General features: G+C 71.9%; 18 protein-coding genes. 15 read left to right on the top strand and 3 right to left on the bottom strand.

All coding sequences use genetic code 11. The features are described from left to right. The first annotated feature begins 6 nt into the window (after positions 1-6). From hisI to BIU96_RS06145, 12 genes are all read left to right on the top strand, one after another. Positions 7-441 (top strand): phosphoribosyl-AMP cyclohydrolase, encoded by a 435-nt coding sequence (hisI, locus tag BIU96_RS06200; protein WP_071291738.1) that lies wholly within the window; start codon positions 7-9, stop codon positions 439-441. After that, positions 438-1,982 carry an anthranilate synthase component I gene (locus BIU96_RS06195; RefSeq protein WP_071291737.1) on the top strand — a complete coding sequence of 515 codons (1,545 nt, stop codon included), beginning with the start codon at positions 438-440 and terminating at the stop codon, positions 1,980-1,982. Before hisI ends, BIU96_RS06195 begins: the two co-directional genes overlap by 4 nt. Further along, the gene (locus tag BIU96_RS06190) at positions 1,979-2,692 is read left to right on the top strand and encodes a Trp biosynthesis-associated membrane protein (RefSeq protein ID WP_071291736.1); all 714 of its coding nucleotides are present in this window, start codon (positions 1,979-1,981) and stop codon (positions 2,690-2,692) included. Before BIU96_RS06195 ends, BIU96_RS06190 begins: the two co-directional genes overlap by 4 nt. Then, entirely contained in the window at positions 2,689-2,928 is a 240-nt protein-coding gene (locus BIU96_RS06185) for an HGxxPAAW family protein (RefSeq protein WP_070416235.1), read from the top strand. The genes BIU96_RS06190 and BIU96_RS06185 overlap by 4 nt, the downstream gene beginning before the upstream one ends. A gap of 17 nt (positions 2,929-2,945) precedes the next feature. Continuing rightward, positions 2,946-3,731, top strand: a complete 786-nt coding sequence (gene trpC, locus BIU96_RS06180; protein ID WP_071291849.1) for an indole-3-glycerol phosphate synthase TrpC — start codon at positions 2,946-2,948, stop codon at positions 3,729-3,731. A gap of 148 nt (positions 3,732-3,879) precedes the next feature. Next, a complete protein-coding gene (gene trpB / locus BIU96_RS06175) occupies positions 3,880-5,094 on the top strand; it encodes a tryptophan synthase subunit beta (protein ID WP_071291735.1) in 1,215 nt (404 codons plus the stop codon). Positions 5,095-5,147: 53 nt separating this feature from the next. Further along, positions 5,148-5,912, top strand: a complete 765-nt coding sequence (gene trpA / locus BIU96_RS06170; protein WP_071291848.1) for a tryptophan synthase subunit alpha — start codon at positions 5,148-5,150, stop codon at positions 5,910-5,912. A 265-nt stretch (positions 5,913-6,177) separates the two neighbouring features. Beyond that, entirely contained in the window at positions 6,178-7,176 is a 999-nt protein-coding gene (gene lgt / locus BIU96_RS06165; protein WP_083402698.1) for a prolipoprotein diacylglyceryl transferase, read from the top strand. Positions 7,177-7,462: 286 nt separating this feature from the next. Then, complete coding sequence (gltB, locus tag BIU96_RS06160) at positions 7,463-11,980, top strand: glutamate synthase large subunit (protein ID WP_071291846.1); 4,518 nt, start codon at positions 7,463-7,465, stop codon at positions 11,978-11,980. Then, the gene (locus tag BIU96_RS06155; protein WP_071291734.1) at positions 11,973-13,430 is read left to right on the top strand and encodes a glutamate synthase subunit beta; all 1,458 of its coding nucleotides are present in this window, start codon (positions 11,973-11,975) and stop codon (positions 13,428-13,430) included. Before gltB ends, BIU96_RS06155 begins: the two co-directional genes overlap by 8 nt. A gap of 143 nt (positions 13,431-13,573) precedes the next feature. After that, on the top strand, positions 13,574-15,019 hold the full coding sequence (gene pyk, locus BIU96_RS06150) for a pyruvate kinase (protein ID WP_071291733.1): 1,446 nt from the start codon (positions 13,574-13,576) through the stop codon (positions 15,017-15,019). 166 nt (positions 15,020-15,185) lie between these two features. Beyond that, positions 15,186-16,265 carry a VIT1/CCC1 transporter family protein gene (locus BIU96_RS06145; RefSeq protein WP_071291732.1) on the top strand — a complete coding sequence of 360 codons (1,080 nt, stop codon included), beginning with the start codon at positions 15,186-15,188 and terminating at the stop codon, positions 16,263-16,265. A 5-nt stretch (positions 16,266-16,270) separates the two neighbouring features. On the opposite strand, the gene BIU96_RS06140 is transcribed toward BIU96_RS06145, so the two are convergent. The 3 genes from BIU96_RS06140 to BIU96_RS06130 form a co-directional block, all read right to left on the bottom strand. Further along, entirely contained in the window at positions 16,271-16,810 is a 540-nt protein-coding gene (locus BIU96_RS06140; protein ID WP_175477470.1) for an HdeD family acid-resistance protein, read from the bottom strand. Positions 16,811-16,875: 65 nt separating this feature from the next. Beyond that, positions 16,876-18,423, bottom strand: coding sequence for a lipopolysaccharide assembly protein LapB (locus BIU96_RS06135; protein ID WP_071291730.1), 1,548 nt, complete (start codon positions 18,421-18,423; stop codon positions 16,876-16,878). Between the two features lie 16 nt (positions 18,424-18,439). Next, positions 18,440-19,759 carry a 26S protease regulatory subunit gene (locus BIU96_RS06130; protein ID WP_071291729.1) on the bottom strand — a complete coding sequence of 440 codons (1,320 nt, stop codon included), beginning with the start codon at positions 19,757-19,759 and terminating at the stop codon, positions 18,440-18,442. A 110-nt stretch (positions 19,760-19,869) separates the two neighbouring features. Here BIU96_RS06130 and BIU96_RS06125 point away from each other — a divergent pair, with 110 nt between their 5' ends. From BIU96_RS06125 to BIU96_RS06115, 3 genes are all read left to right on the top strand, one after another. Further along, on the top strand, positions 19,870-21,411 hold the full coding sequence (locus BIU96_RS06125) for an aldehyde dehydrogenase family protein (protein WP_071291728.1): 1,542 nt from the start codon (positions 19,870-19,872) through the stop codon (positions 21,409-21,411). Then, complete coding sequence (locus BIU96_RS06120) at positions 21,411-21,806, top strand: DUF779 domain-containing protein (RefSeq protein WP_071291727.1); 396 nt, start codon at positions 21,411-21,413, stop codon at positions 21,804-21,806. The genes BIU96_RS06125 and BIU96_RS06120 overlap by 1 nt, the downstream gene beginning before the upstream one ends. Positions 21,807-21,882: 76 nt before the next feature. Continuing rightward, complete coding sequence (locus BIU96_RS06115) at positions 21,883-23,070, top strand: GAF domain-containing protein (protein WP_071291726.1); 1,188 nt, start codon at positions 21,883-21,885, stop codon at positions 23,068-23,070. Positions 23,071-23,234: the final 164 nt, after the last annotated feature.

Raw genomic sequence — 23,234 nt, 5'->3', positions numbered from 1 at the left:
AGTCTCATGACCGACAGCACCAGCACCAGCACGGACGCGGTCCTCGACCGCGCACGGTTCGGTGCGGACGGGCTGCTCCCCGCCATCGTGCAAGAGGAGTCGTCGAAGGACGTCCTCATGCTCGGCTACATGGACCGGGAAGCCCTCCGCCGCACCCTCACCGAGGGGCGGGTGACCTTCTGGTCCCGCTCGCGGAACGAGTACTGGCGCAAGGGCGACACCTCCGGGCACGCGCAGTACGTGCGCGGCGCGGCGCTCGACTGCGACGCGGACACGCTGCTCGTCACGGTGCACCAGGTCGGCGCGGCGTGCCACACCGGCGCGCACCGGTGCTTCGACGTCGACCCCCTCGACCCGGTGACCGCATCCGCCCCGACGGACGCGGCGACGGACGCGACCGCGTCTGCCCAGGCCGCCCCGGCAGTGGAGGCGACCCGATGACGACCGCGACGCTCTCCGACCAGCCGCACACGACCTCCCGGCCGGAGTTCGACGGCCTGCTCGCCGACCACCGCGTCGTGCCGGTGGTGCGCGCCCTCTACGCGGACAGCGAGACGCCGGTCGGCGTCTACCGCAAGCTCGCCGACGGCCGCCCCGGATCGTTCCTGCTCGAGTCGGCGGGGCAGGGCGGCCTCTGGTCGCGCTGGTCCTTCGTCGGCGTGCGCAGCTTCGGCGTGCTCACCCAGGACGGCGACCGCGCGGCGTGGATCGACACCGGGATCCCGGCATCGCGCGCCGTCGACTCGCTCGACGGCGAGCCGCTCGAGGTCCTCGCGCGGCTGCACGAGCGCTGGGCGACCCCGCGCATCCCGGGCAGCCCGCCGCTCGTCGGCGGCACCGTCGGTTTCATCGGCTGGGAAGCGGTCCGGCAGCTCGAACACCTGCCGAACGTCCCTGCAGCCGACTTCGACGTCCCCGGGCAGTCGCTCGCGTTCGTGTCCGAGCTCGCCGCCCTCGACCACCGCACCGGGCTCGTGCTGCTCGTCGCGAGCGTGCTGAACGACGGCACCGACGAGCCCGACGTCCTCTGGGCCGACGCACAGGCCCGGCTCGACCGGATGCAGGGCGACCTGGTGGTGCCGAGCGTCGCGACCGTGGCCGAGGCGTTCGACATCGCCGACCCGACGCCGACGCACCGCTCGACCCCGGCGGAGTACATGGCCGCCGTCGAGCGCTCGAAGGACTTCATCCGCGACGGCGACGTGTTCCAGGTCGTGATCTCGCAGCGGTTCGACCACGAGGTGACGGCCGACCCGCTCGACGTCTACCGCGTGCTGCGGACGCTCAACCCGAGCCCGTACATGTACTTCCTGTCACTGGCCGACACCGCCGACGAGCGCTTCTGGATCGTCGGCGCCTCACCGGAGGCGCTGGTGAAGGTGCAGTCCGGCCGTGCCATCACGCACCCGATCGCCGGCTCCCGCCCGCGTGGGGCGACCCCGGAAGAGGACGTCCGCCTCGGCGAGGAACTGCTCGAGGACCCGAAGGAGCGCGCCGAGCACCTCATGCTCGTCGACCTCGCACGCAACGACCTGCAGAAGGTCTGCGAGCCGGGCACCGTCGCCGTGACCGAGTTCATGACGGTGGAGCGGTTCAGCCACATCATGCACCTGGTGTCCAGCGTCGAGGGTGCGGTCCGTCCCGAAGCCTCGGCGATCGACGTGTTCCGGGCGACGTTCCCCGCGGGGACCCTGTCGGGCGCGCCGAAGCCGCGCGCGCTCCAGATCATCGACGAGCTCGAACCCGCCAAGCGCGGGGCGTACGCCGGGGTCGTCGGCTACTTCGACTTCGCCGGGGACGCCGACCTGGCGATCGCGATCCGGACAGCCCTGATCAAGGACGGCGTCGCGCGGGTGCAGGCCGGTGCCGGGCTCGTCGCCGACTCCGACCCGCAGACCGAGCACGAGGAAGCCGTGAACAAGGCGGCGGCCCCGCTCCGTGCCGTGGCGACCGCCAACCGGATGCGCGAGGTGCGCTCGTGAACGCCCGACGCTCCCGCCCGCTCGTCGTCGTCGCCGGACTGGCCGTCGCGGGCATCATCATGCTCGCGTGGACGCAGACCTGGTTCACCGTGGACCTGCACGCCGGTGCCGCCGTGACCTCCCGGGTCGACGCGGACGGCACCGCCGTGGTGCCGCAGTACACCGCGCTGGCCATCGCGAGCCTGGCGCTGTTCCTGGCGATGACGATCGCCGGACGGGTGGTCCGCATCGTGCTGGCGTCGATCGAGGTCCTGCTCGGCCTCGGCGTCGTCTGGTCCGGCATCTCGGCACTCGCCGACCCGGTCGCGGCGGCGAAGGGCGCGGTCGGCGCCGTCGCGGGAGTGAGCGACCTCACCGCGGTCCGTCGGGTCGTCGACTCGGTCGAGGTGTCCGCGTGGCCCGCCGTCGGCATCGTCGGGGGCGTGCTCGCCGTGCTCCTCGGCGTCGTCGCGCTCGTCGTGCAGCGGTCCTGGCCGGGGCCGAGCCGCAAGTACGGCGCGGCCACCGCCGGCGCGGCTGCCGAGGCCCGCACGGTCGCGCCGGTCGAGCGCGATGCGATCGTCGACTGGGACGACCTGAGCGCCGGTGTGGACCCGACCGAGCAGGCCGACGACACCGGCGGGGCCGCCTCGGCACCCGGGGAGGAACCGGTAGGATCGGAGGGGCGCCGGTCGAACGACGGCGCCGAAGCAGAACGAGGAGCACCGTGAGCAACACTGAGCCCGCAGAACTCGGCGAAGGCCACTCGCCGGCAGCCTGGACCGCCGTCGTGATCATGTTGATCGGATTCGCGGCCGGCACGTTGTTCTTCTGGTTCGACCAGCCGTGGGGCGTCTGGGCCTCCGCTGGCGTGGTGCTCATCGGCCTCATCGTCGGTGGCGTCATGAAGAAGGCGGGCTACGGCGTCGACGGTCCGAAGTTCGTCCCCAAGCACCACTCCGAGTAGGTCCGGCCATGCCGAACGTGCTCGAGACCCTCGTCGCGGGCGCGCTCGAGGACGCCGCTGCCCGTCGCGTCGACCGCCCGTACTCCGACGTCGAACGCGACCTCGACCGGGTGGCGTCCCCGCTCGACGCCCTCGAGTTCCTCGCACCGGGCGACCGGGTGAAGATCCTCGCCGAGGTCAAGCGCGCCAGCCCGTCCCGCGGGTCGATGGCGACGATCGAGGACCCGGCGTCCCTCGCGGCCGACTACGAGCGTGGCGGCGCGTCGACGATCAGCGTGCTCACCGAGGGGCGGAAGTTCCTCGGCAGCCTCGCCGACCTCGAAGCCGTCAAGGCCCGCGTCGGCGTCCCGGTGCTCCGCAAGGACTTCATCGCCGACCCCTACCAGGTGATCGAGGCGCGGGCGTCGGGTGCCGACGTCGTGCTCCTCATCGTCGCGGCGCTCGAGCAGCAGCAGCTGGTCGAGCTCCACGCCCTGGCCGAGGAGCTCGGCATGCGGGTCCTGGTCGAGGCGCACTCCGGGGACGAGGTCGCCCGCGGCCTCGACGCCGGTGCGCGGATCCTCGGCGTCAACGCCCGTGACCTCACCGACTTCTCGCTCGACCGCGACCTGTTCGGGTCACTCGCCGACCGCATCCCCGACGGGGTCGTCCGTGTCGCGGAGTCCGCGGTCGCCGGTCCCGCCGACGTCGCGCACTACCGTGCCGCGGGTGCCGACGTCGTCCTGGTGGGAGAGGCGCTCGTGACGGGCGACGACCCCGCCGCCACGCTCGCGTCCTTCATCGCAGCCGCCGACCGCGGCTGAGACCGACGCGCTCCACCGCCCGGTGCGCCGGGCGTCCCACCGCCCGGTCCGCCGGGCGTCCCACCGCCCGGTCCGCCGGGCGTCCCACAGCCCGGCTCGCCGGGCGCTCCACAGCCCGGTTCGCCGGGCTCGTCCCGGGAGACCCATCGTGACTTCACTCCGTGACCTGCACGGGCCGTACTTCGGCGACTTCGGCGGGCGCTTCGTCCCCGAGTCGCTGGTGCTCGCCCTCGACGAACTCGAGGCGGCCTTCCGCGAAGCGTGGGCCGACCCGGCCTTCCGCGAGGAACTCGACACGCTCCAGCGCGACTACACCGGACGGCCGTCGATCATCACCGAGGCGCCGCGGTTCGCGAAGCACGCCGGCGGTGCCCGGATCATCCTCAAGCGCGAGGACCTCAACCACACCGGCTCGCACAAGATCAACAACGTGCTGGGCCAGGCGCTCGTGGCGCGGCGGCTCGGCAAGACCCGCCTCATCGCCGAGACCGGCGCCGGCCAGCACGGCGTCGCCACCGCGACCGCCGCGGCGCTGTTCGGCATGGACTGCGTCGTGTACATGGGTGCGGTCGACACCGAGCGCCAGGCGCTCAACGTCGCCCGGATGCGCCTGCTCGGCGCCGAGGTGATCCCGGTCGAGACCGGCTCCCGCACGCTGAAGGACGCCATCAACGACGCCCTGCGCGACTGGGTCGCCAACGTCGACTCGACGCACTACCTGCTCGGCACGGTCGCCGGTCCGCACCCGTTCCCCGAGATGGTGCGCGAGTTCCACAAGGTCATCGGTGAAGAGGCCCGCCAGCAGGTCCTCGACAAGGTCGGCCGGCTGCCCGACGCCGTCGCCGCGTGCGTCGGCGGCGGGTCGAACGCGATGGGCATCTTCGAGGCCTTCCTCGACGACGAGTCGGTCGCGCTGCACGGCTTCGAGGCCGGCGGCGACGGCGTCGAGACCGGTCGCCACGCCGCGAGCATCACCCTGGGTCGCGAAGGCGTCCTGCAGGGCACGAAGTCCTACCTCATGCAGGACGAGGACGGCCAGACGATCGAGAGCCACAGCATCTCCGCGGGACTCGACTACCCGAGCGTCGGCCCGGAGCACGCGTACCTCGCGTCGATCGGTCGGGCGAAGTACCAGCCGATCACCGACGACGAGGCGATGGAGGCGTTCCGCCTGCTGAGTCGCACCGAGGGCATCCTGCCCGCGATCGAGTCCTCGCACGCCCTCGCCGGCGCGATGAAGCTCGGCAAGGAGCTCGGTCCCGACGGCGTCATCCTGGTGTCCCTGTCCGGCCGTGGCGACAAGGACGTGGCATCCGCCAGTCGCTACTTCGGCATCCTCGACGAGAACGCGGTACAGCTGTGACCACTGACCAGACCTCCGGCCGGACGAACGCGCACCGGACGGTCGCGGACACCATCGACACCGCCAACGCCGAGCGCGCGGGTGCCGTCGTCGGCTACCTGCCCGCCGGCTACCCGGACGTGCAGACCAGCGTCGACGCCGCGGTCGCCCTCGCCGAGAACGGCGTGGACGTCATCGAGCTCGGGCTGCCCTACTCCGACCCCGTCATGGACGGCCCGGTCATCCAGCGTGCGGCCGAGGAGAGCCTGGCCAACGGCTTCCGGGTCGCGCAGGTCTTCGACGCCGTGCACCAGATCACCGAGCGGGCGAACGTCCCCGTGCTCGTGATGACGTACTGGAACCCGGTGCTCCGCTACGGGGTCGACCGGTTCGCCGACGACCTCGTCGCAGCCGGGGCCGCCGGGCTCATCACGCCGGACCTGGTGCCGGACGAGGGTGCCGAGTGGATCGGCGCGTCCGAGCGCACCGGCCTCGACCGGGTGTTCCTCGCCGCGCCGTCCTCGACGGACGCACGGATGCAGCAGGCGGTCGCGTCGAGCCGTGGGTTCGTCTACGCCGTGTCGACGATGGGCGTCACCGGTGCCCGCGTGGGCGTCGACGTTGCGGCCCGGACGGTCGTGTCGCGGCTCCGGGACGCCGGCGTCGAGCGCACCTGCGTCGGGCTCGGCATCTCGACGGCCGACCAGGTGGGCGAGGTCCTCGAGTACGCGGACGGCGCCATCGTCGGGTCGGCCTTCGTCCGGGCGCTGGCCGACCTGGGCGTCCAGGGCGTCGCCGACCGGGCTGCCGACCTCACGACGGGCGCGCAGCGCCGCTGACGGTCCAGCCGCAGCCGACGCGACCCGGCCGTTCGGTCGTCCGTCGGTCACCGACGTTCGGACTGGAGGCGCGGTGTGCGTGACCGACGTCGGTCACCCGCTCCGCGCCTCCAGTCCGTCACCGGCGTCGGTCACAGTTTCCACAGGACCGGGCCCCCGGTTCCTGACCGGGTCGCGTCCCGCGCTACAGTGAGCGGGTCCGGCGACACGTCGGCACAGCCAGCCAGCACCGCGGCAGCCAGCACCGAAAGGCGACAGCACCTCCATGCCCCTCCTGAGCATCCCGAGCCCGAGCACCGCCTGGCAGTACTTCGACCTCACCGCCTGGCTGCGTGACGTGTTCGGCTGGTCGCTGCCGCTCGACTTCCGCATCCACGCGTACGCGATCTGCATCCTCCTGGGGATCGTCGCCGCCGTCGTGCTCGCGAACCGCCGCCTCAACGCCCGCGGGGTCGAGCGCTGGATCATCATCGACATCGCGATCTGGGCGGTGCCCGCCGGCATCATCGGCGGCCGGCTCTTCCACGTGTTCACGCACGTCAGCGACTACTTCGGTCCTGGCCGCGACCCGCTCTCCTTCCTCTACATCTGGGAAGGCGGCCTCGCGATCTTCGGTGCGCTCATCCTGGGTTCCGTCGGCGCCTGGATCGGCTGCCGGCAGGTTGGCCTGCGCTTCAGCGCGTTCATCGACGCCGTCGCGCCGGGCGTCCTGCTCGCCCAGGCCTTCGGTCGCCTCGGCAACTACTTCAACCACGAGCTGTTCGGCATGCCCACCAGCCTGCCGTGGGGCCTGCAGATCGAGTCGTCGAACGCTGCGTACCCGAAGGGCCTGCCCGAGGGCACGCTGTTCCACCCGACGTTCCTTTACGAGATCATCTGGAACGTCGTCGGCGTCGTCGTGATCCTGCTGCTCGACCGCAAGTTCCAGCTGCAGTGGGGCCGCGTCATGGCGCTCTACCTCGTCTGGTACGGCACCGGCCGCTCCGTGCTCGAGTCGATCCGCGTCGACACGAGCGAGACGTTCTTCGGCATCCGCACCAACGTCTGGGTGGCCTTCGCGGCGATCCTGCTCGGCATCGTCATCTTCCTCGTGCAGACCAGGCGGCACGTCGGCAAGGAGCCGAGTCCGTACCTGCCCGGTCGCGAGCCGCGCTCGAAGTCCGATGTAGACTCGGACGACACCTGGTCGGAGAACGACGACGACGCTCCGGCGGCGGTCACCGAGTCCGATCCGGTCGCCACTCCCGCGACTGGCCGCGCCTAGGAAGCACCCCTCCTGCGTGACCGATCCCGGATCGGTCACGATCGCCAGCCGCACCCAGCTGGACCTGCCACAAGCGAGTCCGACACCTCGCACGCCGCCAGGGCAACTCACTGACGGCGAGCACGGGCACCAGTCCCGCCCGCTCGGGCGGAACGCACCACCGGGCCACCGCTGTCCCTGTTCCACTTCCTCGTGAGGACGGTTCCCCATGGCGCTCCAGCCACCCCAGTCCGCAGCCCTCGTGCCGCCGCACCGGCGGTTCTCCGCGATCCCGGACGCCGCCGGCATGTACGACCCGGCGAACGAGAAGGACGCGTGCGGTCTCGCGATGGTCGCGACCCTCCGCGGCACGGCGGGGCACGACATCGTCGACGCCGCGCTCGGCGCCCTGCGCAACCTCGAGCACCGCGGTGCCGTCGGTTCGGACGCGGGCACCGGTGACGGCGCCGGCATCCTCTGCCAGGTGCCGGACGCGTTCTTCCGCGACGAGGTCGGGTTCGACCTGCCGGACGCGGGGGAGTACGCCGTGGGGACGGCGTACCTGCCCGTCGACGAGGACGAGCGGCACGCGGTGAAGGGCGCCGTCGAGCGGCTCGCCCGCGAAGAGGGCCTGCGTGTCCTCGGCTGGCGCGAGGTCCCGGTGCGCCCGGAGGTCCTCGGAACGCTGGCCCGTGCCGCGATGCCGGCGTTCGAGCAGCTCTTCGTCGCGTCGATCCGGCACGACGTGCACGGTGCGTCGTGGAGCGGCATCGCCCTCGACCGTCAGGCCTTCCGCCTGCGGAAGCGTGCCGAGCACGACACCGAGGTCTACTTCATGTCGCTGTCGAGCCGGACCATGGTCTACAAGGGCATGGTCACGACGCTCCAGCTCGAGCCGTTCTACCCGGACCTCAGCGACGAGCGCTTCGCGTCGAAGCTCGCGATCGTCCACTCGCGCTACTCCACCAACACCTTCCCGTCGTGGCCGCTCGCGCAGCCGTTCCGGACGCTGGCGCACAACGGCGAGATCAACACCGTCCGCGGCAACCGCAACTGGATGCGGGCGCGCCAGTCGCAGCTGCACAGCGAACTGCTCGGCGACCTGGCACCGCTCCTGCCGATCGTCAGCCCGGGCGCGAGCGACTCGGCCTCCTTCGACGAGGTCCTCGAGCTCCTCACGCTCACCGGTCGCTCGCTGCCGCACGCGGTGTCGATGATGGTGCCGGAGGCCTGGGAGAACCAGGTCGGGATGGACCCCGAGCTCCGGGCGTTCTACGAGTACCACTCGATGCTCATGGAGCCGTGGGACGGCCCCGCCGCGATCACGTTCACCGACGGCTCCGTCGTCGGCGCGACCCTCGACCGCAACGGCCTGCGCCCCGGGCGCTTCCTCGTCACCGACGACGGCCTCATCGTGATGGGCTCCGAGACGGGTGTCATCGACGTGCCCGCTGGCAAGGTCGTCCGCAAGGGCCGCCTGCGCCCCGGACGGATGTTCCTCGTCGACACCGAGGCCGGTCGCATCATCGAGGACGACGAGGTCAAGCGCGAGCTCGCCACGTCGGGTCCGTGGGGCGAGTGGCTCGAGCAGGGTCGCATCAACCTCGCCGACCTGCCCGACCGCGAGCACATCGTGCACACCCCGGCCTCCGTGACCCGACGCCAGCGGGCGTTCGGCTACACCGAGGAAGAGGTCCGCATCCTGCTGCGTCCGATGGCGCAGACCGGTGCGGAGCCCCTCGGCGCCATGGGCTCGGACACGCCGATCGCCGTGCTGTCCCAGCGTCCGCGGCTGCTGTTCGACTACTTCACGCAGCAGTTCGCCCAGGTCACGAACCCGCCGCTCGACTCGATCCGCGAACAGGTCATCACGTCGATGGGGATGGGCCTCGGTCCGGAGCGCAACCTCCTCACCGCCGGCCCGGAGCACGCGAAGCAGATCACGCTCGACTTCCCGGTCATCGACAACGACGAGCTCGCGAAGATCCAGCACTTCGAGACGGAGACCGGTCGGCACCTGACGGTCACGATCAAGGGCCTGTACCGGGTCGACGCCGGCAAGAAGGCGATGCAGAAGCGGATCGCGGCGGTGTGCGACGAGGTCGACGCCGCGATCGAAGCGGGCAAGCAGTTCATCGTGCTGTCCGACCGCGACGGCAACGCCGAGCAGGCGCCCGTGCCGAGCCTCCTGCTGCTCGCGGCGGTGCACCACCACCTGATCCGCACCGAGCAGCGCATGAAGGTCGGCCTGATCGTCGAGGCCGGCGACGTGCGCGAGGTCCACCACGTGGCGACCCTCATCGGGTACGGCGCGTCGGCGATCAACCCGTACCTCGCCATGGAGACCTGCGAGATCCTCGTCCGCCAGGGCATGATCACCGGCATCACCCCGGAGCAGGCCGTCAAGAACGTGATCAAGGCGCTCGGCAAGGGCGTGCTGAAGATCATGTCGAAGATGGGCATCTCCACGGTGTCGAGCTACGCCGGCGCCCAGGCGTTCGAGGCCGTCGGGCTGAGCCAGGAGTTCGTCGACCGCTACTTCACCGGCACCTCGTCGATCCTCGGCGGCGTCGGCATCGAGGTCATCGCGAAGGAGAACGCCGAGCGGCACGCCCAGGCGTACCCCCAGGACGGCGCGGTGCTCTCGCACGAGCGCCTGCAGACCGGCGGCGAGTACCAGTGGCGCCGCGAGGGCCCGCCGCACCTGTTCAACCCGGACACGGTGTTCCGGCTGCAGCACGCGACCCGGTCGCGCCGGTACGACATCTTCCGCGAGTACTCGAAGGCCGTCGACGACCAGTCCGAGCAGCTCATGACGCTCCGCGGGCTGTTCCGGTTCAAGACGGACGCCCGGAAGCCGATCCCGCTCGACGAGGTCGAGCCCATCGAGTCGATCGTCAAGCGGTTCAACACCGGTGCGATGTCCTACGGGTCCATCTCGAAGGAAGCCCACGAGACGCTCGCCATCGCTATGAACCGGCTCGGCGGCCGGTCGAACACCGGCGAGGGCGGCGAGGACGTCGACCGACTGCTCGACCCCGAGCGTCGCAGCGCGATCAAGCAGGTGGCATCCGGGCGCTTCGGCGTCACGAGCATGTACCTGACCCACGCGACGGACATCCAGCTCAAGATGGCGCAGGGTGCGAAGCCCGGCGAGGGCGGACAGCTGCCCCCCACGAAGGTGTACCCGTGGGTCGCCCGTACCCGCCACGCCACCGCGGGCGTCGGCCTCATCTCGCCGCCGCCGCACCACGACATCTACTCGATCGAGGACCTCAAGCAGCTGATCTTCGACGTGAAGCGGGCCAACCCGTCCGCTCGTGTGCACGTCAAGCTCGTGAGCCAGTCGGGCATCGGGGCCGTGGCCGCCGGTGTGACGAAGGCCCTCGCCGACGTCGTGCTCGTCTCCGGGCACGACGGCGGGACGGGTGCGTCGCCGCTGAACTCGCTCAAGCACGCCGGGACCCCGTGGGAGATCGGCCTCGCCGAGACGCAGCAGACCCTGATGCTGAACGGCATGCGCGACCGCGTCGTCGTGCAGGTCGACGGGCAGATGAAGACCGGCCGTGACGTCGTCGTGGCCGCGCTGCTCGGTGCGGAAGAGTACGGCTTCGCGACGGCGCCGCTCGTCGTCGAGGGCTGCATCCTGATGCGGGTGTGCCACCTGGACACCTGCCCGGTCGGCGTCGCGACGCAGAACCCGGAGCTCCGGAAGCGCTTCACCGGCAAGCCCGAGTTCGTCGTGAACTTCTTCGAGTTCATCGCGCAGGAAGTGCGCGAGCTCCTCGCCGAGCTCGGCTTCCGCACGCTGGAAGAGGCGATCGGCCAGGCCGACGCCCTCGACGTCGACCGCGCCGTCCAGCACTGGAAGGCATCAGGTCTCGACCTCGAGCCCGTCCTGAACGGTCCGCGCTTCGAGGCGGACGAGCCACGTCGGCACCACCGCGACCAGGACCACGAGCTCGAGCAGCACTTCGACGTGCAGCTCATCCAGCAGACGTCGGACGTGCTCGAGCACGGCGGCACGATCGCGCTGGACCTGCCGATCCGTAACACCGAGCGTGCCGTCGGCACGATGCTCGGCCACGAGGTGACCCTGCGCCACGGCGAGAACGGGCTGCCTGCTGGATCGATCGACGTGACCCTCCGCGGTTCGGCGGGCCAGTCGCTCGGCGCGTTCCTGCCGGCCGGCATCACGCTGCGGCTCATCGGCGACAGCAACGACTACGTCGGGAAGGGGCTGTCGGGCGGCGAGATCATCGTGCGGCCCGACGCCGGCTCCGGGTTCGACCCGGCGCAGAACGTCATCGCCGGCAACGTCATCGGCTACGGCGCGACCCAGGGCAGCATGTTCATCCGCGGCATCGTGGGCGAGCGCTTCCTGGTGCGCAACTCGGGCGCCACCGCGGTGGTCGAGGGCGTGGGCGACCACGCGCTCGAGTACATGACGGGTGGCCTCGCGCTCATCCTCGGCGAGACCGGACGGAACCTCGGCGCCGGCATGTCCGGTGGCACGGCGTACGTCCGCGGCCTCCGCGAGGAGCACGTGAACACCGACTCGCTCGCGTCCAGCGAGCTCCGACTCGAGGCGCTCGACAGCGCCGACGTCGAGATCGTCACCGACCTGCTCGCCCGTCACCAGGCGGAGACCGGGTCGGCGCTGGCGGCCGAACTGCTCGACTCCGGCGACCTGAGCGACTTCGTCAAGGTGCTGCCGCGTGACTACGCGGCCGTGCTCGAGACCCGACAGCAGGCCGTCGACGAAGGCCTCGACCCGGACGGCGACGTCGTCTGGAACCGCATTCTGGAGGTAACTGGTGGCTGACCCCAAGGGCTTCCTCAAGGTGCAGGAGCGCGAGCTCCCGCCCCGTCGACCCGTCCCCGTGCGGCTCATGGACTGGAAAGAGGTCTACGAGCAGCAGGAGTCCGGCGCGCTCAAGCGCCAGGCCGGGCGCTGCATGGACTGCGGCGTCCCGTTCTGCCACCAGGGCTGCCCGCTCGGCAACCTCATCCCGGAGTGGAACGACCTGACGTGGCGCGGCGAGGGCCGCCAGGCGATCGAGCGGCTGCACGCGACGAACAACTTCCCGGAGTTCACCGGTCGGCTCTGTCCGGCACCGTGCGAGTCCTCGTGCGTGCTCGGCATCAACCAGCCCCCGGTGACGATCAAGCAGGTCGAGGTCTCGATCATCGACGAGGCGTTCCAGAACGGGTGGGTCACCCCGCATCCGCCGGAGCGCCTGACCGGCAAGACCGTCGCCGTCGTCGGCTCCGGCCCCGCCGGACTCGCCGCCGCGCAGCAGCTCACCCGCGCCGGGCACACCGTCGCCGTCTACGAGCGTGACGACCGCATCGGCGGGCTCCTCCGCTACGGCATCCCGGACTTCAAGATGGAGAAGCGCCAGATCGACGCGCGTCTCGCCCAGATGCAGGCCGAGGGCACCCGCTTCCGGGCGGGCGTCGAGATCGGCCGTGACATCACCTGGGACGACCTGAAGTCCCGCTACGACGCGGTCGTCGTCGCCACCGGCGCCACGGTGCCCCGCGACCTGCCCATCCCGGGGCGCGACCTCGAGGGCGTGCACTTCGCCATGGACTACCTCGTCCAGCAGAACCGGGCGAACGCCGGCACGAAGGTCGACAACCAGCTGACGGCCGAGGGCAAGCACGTCATCGTCATCGGCGGTGGCGACACCGGTGCGGACTGCATCGGCACCGCGCACCGGCAGGGCGCGCTCAGCGTGACGAACCTGGCGATCGGCAAGCAGCCGCCGCTGGAGCGTCCCTCCGAGCAGCCGTGGCCGATGTTCCCGACCGTGTTCGAGGTCACGAGCGCCCACGAGGAAGGCGGCGAGCGGCACTACCTGGCGTCGACCGTCGAGTTCCTGTCGAACGAGGCCGGCGAGGTCCGCTCGCTCCGTGTCGCCGAGACCGAGTACCTCGACGGACGCCGGGTCCCGAAGGCCGGCACCGAGCGCGAGATCCCCGCGGACCTCGTCCTCATCGCGATGGGCTTCACCGGGCCGGAGACCGACACGCTCGAGCCGCAGCTCGGCCTGCCGACGACCGTCTCGGGCGCCGTCTCCCGCCAGGCCGACTACACGACCAACGAGCCGGGCGTGTTCGTCGCCGGCGACGCCGGTCGTGGGCAGTCCCTGATCGTCTGGGCGATCGCAGAGGGCCGTGCCGCGGCGGCGAAGGTCGACGAGTACCTCGAGGGCTCGACGATCCTGCCGGCGCCGGTCAAGGCGACCGACCGGGCGCTCTCGGTCTGATGTCCGGACACGACCACCAGTTGCTCACCCTCCCGTGAGCGTGAGGCCACCAGCACTCGATAGGGTGCTGGTGGCCTCGCTTCGTTCCGCGCGGCCCCACAGCGCGGAAACCCAAGCACCATCCGAAACCACGAAGGAATCCATTGAGACGCGCAAAGATCGTTTCGACGCTCGGACCGGCAACGTCGGAGTACGAGACCGTCAAGGAGATCATCGAAGCGGGCGTCGACGTCGCCCGCCTCAACCTCAGCCACGGTGACTACAGCGTCCACGAGGCCAACTACGTGAACGTCCGTCGCGCCGCGGAGGAGCTCGGCAAGCCCGTCGCGATCCTCGTCGACCTGCAGGGTCCGAAGATCCGCCTGGCCAAGTTCGCCGACGGCCCGCACGAGCTCGCGGTCGGCGACGTCTTCACGATCACGACCGAGGACGTCCCCGGCTCCAAGGAGATCTGCGGCACCACGTTCAAGGGGCTGCCGCAGGACGTCAAGCCCGGCGACCCGCTGCTCATCGACGACGGTCGTGTGCGCCTCCGCGTGCTCGACACCGACGGCGTCCGGGTCCGGACCGAGGTCGTCGTCGGCGGCACCGTGTCGAACAACAAGGGCATCAACCTGCCCGGCGTCGCCGTGAACGTCCCCGCGCTGAGCGAGAAGGACGAAGCCGACCTCCGTTGGGGCATCCGCATGGGTGCGGACCTCATCGCCCTGTCGTTCGTGCGCAACGCCGCCGACGTCGACCGCGCCCACGAGATCATGGACGAGGAGGGCAAGCGCCTCCCCGTCATCGCCAAGGTCGAGAAGCCGCAGGCCGTCGACGCGCTCGAGGAGATCATCGACGCCTTCGACAGCATCATGGTCGCCCGCGGTGACCTCGGCGTCGAGCTCCCGCTCGAGGCGGTCCCGATCGTGCAGAAGCGTGCCGTCGAGCTCGCTCGCCGGATGGCGAAGCCGGTCATCGTCGCGACCCAGATGCTCGAGTCGATGATCTCGTCGCCGATCCCGACCCGCGCCGAGACCTCCGACGTCGCGAACGCCGTCCTCGACGGTGCCGACGCGGTCATGCTGTCCGGTGAGACGAGCGTCGGCGAGTACCCGGTGCAGACGGTCCGCACGATGGCCCGCATCGTCGAGTCGACGGAGGACCACGGTCTCGAGCGCATCGCGCCCCTCGGCACGAAGCCGCGCACCCTCGGCGGGGCCATCACGCTCGCCGCGGTCGAGATCGCGGAGTTCACCGAGGCGTCGTACCTCTGCGTGTTCACCGAGTCCGGCGACTCCGCTCGTCGCATGTCGCGTCTGCGTCACGGCCTGCCGATCATCGCGTTCACGCCGAACGAGGCGACCCGCCGCCGCATGGCGCTGACGTGGGGCGTCCGCTCGTTCCTCGTCGAGCGGAAGACCCACACCGACGAGCTCTTCTCGCAGGTGGACGACGTCCTGCTCGAGAACGGGCTCGCTTCGCCCGGCGACCGCGTCATCGTGACGGCCGGGTCGCCTCCCGGCATCGAGGGCTCGACGAACGACCTCCGGGTGCACCGCGTCGGTGACGCCCACGCCGAGGCCGCGCCGGCCTACGTGCGCGACTGACGAGCGCGTCCGACGTCCGACGGGGCGCGGACTGGAGGCACGGCGCAGCACGCGCACGTCGCCTCCGGTCCGCGCCCTGTCGCGTTCTCCCTCCACAACCGCCGGCCGACGCCGGGAACCCACAGGGCGCCCTGGTGGTGCGCTCGTGTCGTCGTGACACGGCAGGATGAGTGGTGTGAGCCTCCAGACCGGATCCACGGCGCAACGCGCCGACGTGCGCCGTTGGCGCCGCTACCTCGCCGACGAACGTGCCGAGGCGGCCGTGTACCGGAACCTCGCCGCGCGGCGCGACGGCGAGGAACGCGAGATCCTGTCGGCGCTGGCCGAGGCCGAGGGGCGGCACGAGCAGCACTGGCTCGAGCTCCTCGGCGACGACGTCGGGCGGCCGCAGCGGGGCAGCCTCCGCACCCGCGTGCTCGCCTCGCTGGCGAAGCGGTTCGGGTCGGTCTTCGTGCTGGCGCTGATGCAGCGCGCGGAGGACCGCTCGCCCTACGCCGACGACGACGACGCGACCGCGCGGATGGCGGCCGACGAACGCATCCACGGCGAAGTGGTCCGGGGTCTGGCGAACCGGGGCCGGATGCGGCTGTCGGGCACGTTCCGTGCGGCGGTGTTCGGCGCGAACGACGGGCTCGTGTCGAACCTCGCGCTCATCATCGGCATCAGCGCGTCCGGGGCCGACCGGCACTTCGTCCTGCTGAGCGGCATCGCGGGACTGCTCGCGGGTGCCCTCTCGATGGGTGCGGGGGAGTACGTGTCGGTGCGGTCGCAGCGCGAGCTCCTCACCGCCTCGGCACCCCACCCCGAGGCTGGTCGTGCCGTGGCCGACCTCGACGTCGACGCGAACGAACTCGCCCTCGTCTACCGGGCGCGGGGGATGACCGAGACCGAGGCGCAGGCGCACGCCGCCGAGGTCCTGCGCGGCACGGCGACGACCAGCACCGCGCCGACCGACGACCACGAGGCGATCGGCAACGGGATGAGCGCGGCGGTCTCGAGCTTCTGCTTCTTCGCCTCCGGGGCGATCATCCCGGTGCTGCCCTACCTGTTCGGGCTCGAGGGGTGGCCGGCGATCGCGGTCGCCGCGGTCCTGGTCGGCATCGCGCTGCTGGGCACCGGGGCCGTCGTCGGCGTGCTGAGCGGTGCGTCGCCGCTCCGTCGAGCGCTCCGGCAGCTCGCCATCGGCTTCGGTGCCGCGGCCGTCACGTACGCGCTCGGGCTGCTCTTCGGCACCGGTAGCGCGTAGCGGGACTACCGCCGCACCGCAGCTCGGGGCGGCAGGAGCAGGAGCGCCGCGGCCCCGACGACGATGAGGGCGATGCCCGAGAACACCATGAACACCGTCAGCGCGAGCCCCGGTGCGACGAGGACGACCACCCCGCCGAGGATCGACAGCACGCCGCTCACGATCGTCGGGATGCGCGACGAACCCGGGTGGCCGACGAAGCCCCCGACGAGCGAGGCGATGCCCTCGACGATGAACCCGATGCCCGCCAGGACGGCGTAGACCACGAGCGGCACGGCCGGGTCGAGCAGCGTCACGAGCCCGGCCACCCCGACCAGGGCGCCGACCACGCCGGAGGTCCATCGCCACGCCGGCGGGGTGCCGTGGCCGCGGACGGCGGCGAACACGCGGAGCGCCCCGGCGACGACGAGGTACACGCCGAAGAGCAGTGCGACGACGACCAGCGACGGCCGCGGCCAGACGATCGCGACGACGCCGAGGGCGATGGCCACGACGGCGGTGACGACGACGAACACCCGGAAGGTCCGGACGGCACGAGAATCCACGAGCACTCCTCCCTGTCAGAACTGCTCGCCTCGACGCTACCGCGACCCACGGCCGCCGGTTGTGCTCAGCCGCCGGCCGGCTCCGTCGGGATCTCGATCGGCGGGATCGTCGGCAGGTCGAAGGTCGGCAGGGGCACCGGCACGCTCGGACGGGTCGACGGCGCGGGGTACGACGGAACCGAGAACGTCGGCACCGGCCGGTCGGGTTCGGGACCGCCCTCCGGCGCCGTCCGCGCACCCGGGCTCGCCAGTCCGGCGGCACCGAGCGCGATCAGCCCGATCGTGCAGGCGCCGATCGCGAGCAGCCGGTACCGGACGCCGACCGTCCGGAGGTACCGCTGCGGCGCGTGGCGTCCGGCACGGAGTGCCTCGACGACGCTCCCGGCGGTGACGAGCGCCACCGGCCACGCGACGAGGGGCACCGCGCCCGCCGGCAGCGTCGACCCGAGCCCGGTCCCGGCAGCGACGACCCCGGCGATGCCGAGTGCCAGTCCGGTCCAGAGCGCGGTCTCTTGTCGGAGGCCGCCGAACCGCCACGCCGTGCCCCACGGCACGCGTCCGGTCCGGGCGCGTGCGGCGGCGAGCACACGGTCGTCGTCGAGCAGCGTCGCGCCGATCGACACGGCTCCGAGCACGACCGCTGCTCCGAACACCGCGAGTGCCGGCACGCTCGACCACCACGCCGTTGCGATGCCGACGGCGGCCGCGACCCAGGCCCCGAACCCGGCGGACCGCGCGACGACCGGGCCCGAGCGTGAGCCGGGGACCCGGTACCCGCTCGGCAGCCGTCGCCGGCGGTCGGCGGATCGGCGGTGGGCGAGCAGGGCGACGACGGCCGCCAGGACGGCGGAGACCGTCGTGGCGAGGGGCGAGCCGGTCAGCGCGACGAGGGCCACCGCGGCGGGTAGGAGCGCCGCCGTGGTCGCGAGACGGCGCTGCCAGCTCACGGCGGCGTCGAGCAGCTCGCGTGACTCGACGTCGCCCGGGTCGGTGGCGAGCAGGTCGACGAGGAGCTCCGGCTGGTCGCCGACGGGTGCGTACTCGGCACGGAGCGCGAGCAGCCTCCGGTGCTGGGGCGCGGTGCGGAGCCCCTCGGTCACGAGCGTTCGGGCGAGGGTGACGTTGCCGTACACCTGCTCGCACAGTGCGGCGATCGCCCACCACTCAGGTGTCTCCGGTTCGAGTTCGAGTGCGCGATCGTAGGCGGTCCGGACGGACGGTGGCGTGTGCCGCGCACGGTCCTCGAGACTCGCGAGCGCGTGGTGCGCCCAGACGGCCGCCACGTCCGGGGCCATCCCGATGAGCGCCGTCGTGACCTCGCGAGCGTCGGCGTTCCGCCCCTGCGCGATGAGGACGTTGGTGAGCCGGATGTACGGCCCGAGCTGTTCCGGGGACGTCTGGACGGCCGCACGCGCCGTCGCCTCGGCACCGGCGAGGTCGCCGCGCGCCTGCTGCAGTCCTGCCCACTCGGTGAGCAGGGTCCCGTCCTCCGGGGCGGCGGCGAGCGCCTGCCCGAGGACCCGCTCGGCCGCGTCGAGCTGCCCGACGGCGCGGAGCGCCCCGGCACGCGCGACGACGTCGGCCGGGCTGCCGGCACCCCCGCCGGACGGCACGCTGCCGGGACCGCCCCTAGAGGACACGCTTGCGGTGCAGGTGCGCGACGAGCTCGTCGTACCGTCCGTCGGCGTTGGCGAAGGCCGCGACGTTCTTCGCGGTGACGAGCCACGACCCGGTGGACGGCCGCACCTGCCCGAGGGCGGTCCGGACGTCGTCCATCGTGATCGGCTCGATCTGCCCGGACGCGAGCGAACGGGACATCGCCTGCTCGGCGGACGAGGTCACGAGGTGTTCGAGGTCGGCTCCGGAGAAGTCGTCCGTCGCCTCCACCACCGTGCGGAGTTCGATCCCGGCGATCGGGCGTCGCGAGAAGTGGTGGCGCAGGATCGCTTCGCGGGCCGGCGCGTCCGGCGGCAGGACGAGGGTCATCCGGTCGAACCGTCCGGGTCGCAGCAGCGCCGGGTCGACGTCCCACGGGCTGTTCGTCGCGGCGAGCACGAAGAGCCCGTCGTTCTCGGACCCGACCGAGTCGAGTTCGAGCAGCAGCTGGTTCACCATCTGGCGGAGGCCGCTCCACCCGGTCCCGATGCTCGATCGCCGGGCACCGAGGGCGTCGATCTCGTCCAGGAACAGCACGGCGGGCGCCTTCGCCCGCGCGGCCTCGAACACGGCGTGGAGGTTCTTCTCGGTGTTGCCGACGTACGGGTCGAGCACCTGGTCGATGCGCACCGTCACGAAGTGCGCCCCGAGTTCGCCGGCGATGGCCTTCGCCATGAAGGTCTTCCCGCACCCGGGCGGTCCGTACAGGACGAGTCCGCCGCGGAGGGTCTTGCCGAAGGCCGCGGCGATCTCCGGGTGGCGCATGGGCTCGAGGAACGACTCGCGGATGCGCTGCTTCACGTCCTCGAGACCGCCGACGTCGTCGAGGGTCACCGTCGGCCGTTCGACCTCGACGTCCACGACGTGCTCGCTCGTGCCCTCGCCGTCCGCACGGAGCCGCTGCGGTTCGTCGACGCCTGCGGCGTCGTCGACGGGGGCTGCATCGTCGGCCGGCTCGACGAAGGGCGCGGGCACCGCGTGTCCCAGCTCCGCCTCGGCGGCTCGCCAGTCGAAGGGGTCGCGGGTCCGGCCTGGAGGCGCGGGTCGGCTCTCCGCGCCACCACCGTCCGCCGTGGGGCCGCGCAGTGCCGCCGACGCATCGGTCAGCACGCGGAGGGCGACCGGGTCGCCGGGAGCGTGCTGCAGGACCTGACCGGCATGCTGCAACGCTTCGGCCGCACGACCGCGGTCGAGCAGGAGCTGCGCCACCTGACCCCGCAAGGCGGCGTCGTCCGGAGCGGCCTCGAGCGCCGCGAACAGGCTCGTGAACAGTGCGTCGTCGTTCGTCCCCACGGGGCGAGCCTATCCGCCGGGCTCGCGCAACCGGATGCAACGTGCGGCGACGTAGCGTGCGGGCAGGCGCGGATCCAGCGCCCCGACAGAGTCGTCGAAAGGTGTCCACCATGACCATCGCACCGTCGCCCACCAGCTACGCCGCACCCGGCGAGGAGGGCTCCCTCGTCTCGTTCCGTTCCCGGTACGACCACTTCATCGGTGGCGAGTACGTGCCGCCGACCGGTGGGCAGTACTTCGAGAACCCGACCCCCGTCACGGGGAAGACCTTCACCGAGGTCGCCCGCGGTGACTCCACCGACGTCGACCGCGCCGTCGCGGCGGCGTGGAAGGCGTTCCCGGCCTGGGGTCGGACGAGCGTGGCCGAGCGCGCCGGCATCCTCAACAAGATCGCCGACCGCATGGAGGCGAACCTCGAGATGCTCGCCGTCGCCGAGACGTGGGAGAACGGCAAGCCGATCCGCGAGACCATCGGCGCCGACATCCCGCTCGCGATCGACCACTTCCGCTACTTCGCCGGCGCGATCCGCGCGCAGGAGGGGTCGACGGGGGAGATCGACCACGACACGGTGGCGTACCACTTCCACGAGCCACTCGGCGTCGTGGCGCAGATCATCCCGTGGAACTTCCCGATCCTGATGGCGGTGTGGAAGCTCGCGCCGGCACTGGCCGCGGGCAACTGCGTCGTGCTCAAGCCGGCGGAGCAGACCCCGGCGTCGATCCACGTGCTCGTCGAGCTCATCCAGGACCTCATCCCGGCCGGGGTGCTCAACGTGGTGAACGGCTTCGGGTTCGAGGTCGGGGCGCCGCTCGCGCAGCACCCCGAGGTCCGGAAGGTCGCCTTCACCGGTGAGACCACCACCGGCCGGCTGATCATGCAGTACGCCTCCCAGAACCTGATCCCGGTGACGCTCGAGCTCGGCGGCAAGAGCCCGAACCTCTTCTTCGCGGACGTCGCGCAGGAGAAGGACGCCTTCTACGACAAGGCACTCGAGGGCTTCGCGTTCTTCAACCTCAACCAGGGTGAGGTGTGCACGTGCCCGTCCCGCGCACTCGTGGCGAAGGAGATCTACGACGGGTTCGTCGCGGACGGCCTCGACCGGGTGCGCGCGGTCAAGCAGGGGCACCCGCTCGACCTGTCGACGATGATCGGCGCGCAGGCGTCGAACGACCAGCTCGAGAAGATCCTGAGCTACATCGACATCGGCAAGCAGGAGGGCGCGAAGCTCCTGACCGGCGGCGAGCGTGCGGACCTCGGCGGCGACCTGTCCGGCGGCTACTACGTGACCCCGACGGTGTTCGAGGGCGACAACTCGATGCGGATCTTCCAGGAGGAGATCTTCGGCCCGGTGCTCGCCCTGACGTCCTTCAGCGGCTACGACGACGCGATCTCGATCGCCAACGACACCCTGTACGGCCTCGGCGCCGGGGTGTGGAGCCGCGAGGCCACCACGCTCTACCGCGCCGGTCGGGACATCCAGGCGGGCCGTGTGTGGGAGAACACGTACCACCAGTACCCGGCGGGTGCGGCGTTCGGCGGGTACAAGCAGTCCGGGGTCGGGCGCGAGAACCACAAGATGATGCTCGACCACTACCAGCAGACGAAGAACCTGCTCGTGTCCTACGCCGAGGGCCCGATGGGTTTCTTCTGATGACGACCGACCGGGTCACCGTCACGCCGGCGGCGGGGGAGCTCCTCCGCTCCCTCGCCGCCCGGCACGGGCCGCTCATGTTCCACCAGTCCGGTGGTTGCTGCGACGGCTCGAGTCCGATGTGCTACCCCGTCGGGATGTTCCTGACCGGCCCCGGGGACGTGCTCCTCGGCGCGCTCGAGGTCGACGGCATCGCCCCCGTCGAGGTCTACATGTCGAAGTCCCAGTTCGAGTACTGGAAGTACACCGCCCTCACCATCGACGTCGTCGACGGCCGGGGCGGCGGCTTCTCCCTCGAGGTGCCGGAGGGCAAGCGGTTCCTCACCCGCTCGCGGATGTTCGACGACGCCGAGCTCGTCGATCTCGGTCTGGTCCCGGTGGTGCGCCGGACGTAGGCTGACGACGACGACCGCGACGACGCGGCCGACCACCCCGACGCGACGGCGCGGCGGCGACCCGGACGGAGGACGCATGCGCGCTCCCGGGTCGCTCCGCCCGCTGGTCGCCGCGTCCTGGCAGCGGTCGGCTCGCGTCGATCCGGACGGGCTGCCGACGCTCGCGCTCGACCACGACCAGCTCGACGCCGCCCGGCGTGACGGCCCGCTGGCGGTCCTGCTGCCGGTCGTCCGTCGCCTCCTGCTCGACGAGACCCGCTCCGCGGACTGCGTGGTCGCCGTCGGTGACGCCGACGGACGGCTCGTCTGGGTCGACGGAGCCAGCGGAGCCCGTCGTGCCGCCGAGGACATGGGGTTCGTGCCCGGTGCGGACTGGGCCGAGGAGCACGTCGGCACGAGCGCGCCCGGCACGGCGCTCCGCATCGACCGCCCGGTGCAGATCCGCTCCGAGGAGCACTACGCGAACGCGGTGAAGCCGTGGTCGTGCAGTGCGGTCCCCGTGCACGACCGCGCCGGCACCGTCGTCGGCGTGCTCGACGTCACGGGCGACGACCGCGCGGTGGACCGGCACACCCTGCCGCTCCTCACCGCCACGGTCGCCGCCGCCGAGGCGGAGATCGCCCTCGCCGCGCTCCGTCCGCCACGGGAGCACCCGCACGCGGGCCGACCGATCGGTCACGCGGACGCCGAGCTGCGGCTGCTCGGCACCGACGTCGCCACCCTCCGCACCGAGCACCGGACCGTGCAGCTGTCGGCCCGGCACTCCGAGGTCCTCGCGGTCCTCGCGGCGCACCCGGACGGCCTCGCCGCCGAGGACCTCGCCCTCGCGGTCTGGGGCGACCCCGGTGCGCTGGTCACGCTCCGCGCGGAGGTCGTCCGCCTCCGCCGGGTGCTCGCCGCGGCCACGCCGGACGTGACCCTGACGTCGCGGCCGTACCGCTTGTCCGGTCTCCGCACCGACGTCGACGGCGTGCTGTCCGCGCTCGACCGCGGGGCGCGCCTCCAGGCCGTCGACCGGTACGCCGGACCGGTGCTCCCGGGCTCGGCCGCGCCGGGCGTCGACGCGCTGCGGGACCGGGTGCGCGGAGCGTTCCGCGAGGCGGTCGTCGCCGACGGCGGCGTCGACGCGCTCCTCGCGTGGTCGCGCACGCCGGACGGATCGGCGGACGCGCGGGTGCTCCGCGCCCTGCTCGCCGCGTTGCCGCGGCGGTCGCCGCGGCGGGCTGGTCTCGTGGCGACGATCGAGGCGCTCGAGGGTCGCTGAGCGGGTCGGGGACGGCCGGGAGGCGCGCCTCACGCAGCCGACGTCGGCTGCGGGACGCGCCGTCCGGCGTCCGTCTCAGGACCCCGTGTCCGACTCCGGCGTCGGGGTGGCGTCCGGTGTCGCCGGCGGGGTGGGCGCCGTGCGGTCCGCGTCGGGCTTCGGCG

The organism is Curtobacterium sp. MCBA15_008 (assembly GCF_001865065.1).
In the GTDB taxonomy this organism is placed as follows: domain Bacteria; phylum Actinomycetota; class Actinomycetes; order Actinomycetales; family Microbacteriaceae; genus Curtobacterium.
This window is presented reverse-complemented; position numbering and strand designations above follow the sequence as displayed.

What these genes read in the sequence shown, in the direction of transcription:
- BIU96_RS06120 (WP_071291727.1), top strand. Translation starts at nt 21,411, where the DNA reads ATGACGACCGACCGGGTCACCGTCACGCCGGCGGCGGGGGAGCTCCTC.
- BIU96_RS06195 (WP_071291737.1), top strand. Translation starts at nt 438, where the DNA reads ATGACGACCGCGACGCTCTCCGACCAGCCGCACACGACCTCCCGGCCG.
- gltB (WP_071291846.1), top strand. Translation starts at nt 7,463, where the DNA reads ATGTACGACCCGGCGAACGAGAAGGACGCGTGCGGTCTCGCGATGGTC.
- BIU96_RS06125 (WP_071291728.1), top strand. Translation starts at nt 19,870, where the DNA reads ATGACCATCGCACCGTCGCCCACCAGCTACGCCGCACCCGGCGAGGAG.
- hisI (WP_071291738.1), top strand. Translation starts at nt 7, where the DNA reads ATGACCGACAGCACCAGCACCAGCACGGACGCGGTCCTCGACCGCGCA.
- lgt (WP_083402698.1), top strand. Translation starts at nt 6,178, where the DNA reads ATGCCCCTCCTGAGCATCCCGAGCCCGAGCACCGCCTGGCAGTACTTC.
- BIU96_RS06115 (WP_071291726.1), top strand. Translation starts at nt 21,883, where the DNA reads ATGCGCGCTCCCGGGTCGCTCCGCCCGCTGGTCGCCGCGTCCTGGCAG.
- BIU96_RS06145 (WP_071291732.1), top strand. Translation starts at nt 15,186, where the DNA reads ATGAGTGGTGTGAGCCTCCAGACCGGATCCACGGCGCAACGCGCCGAC.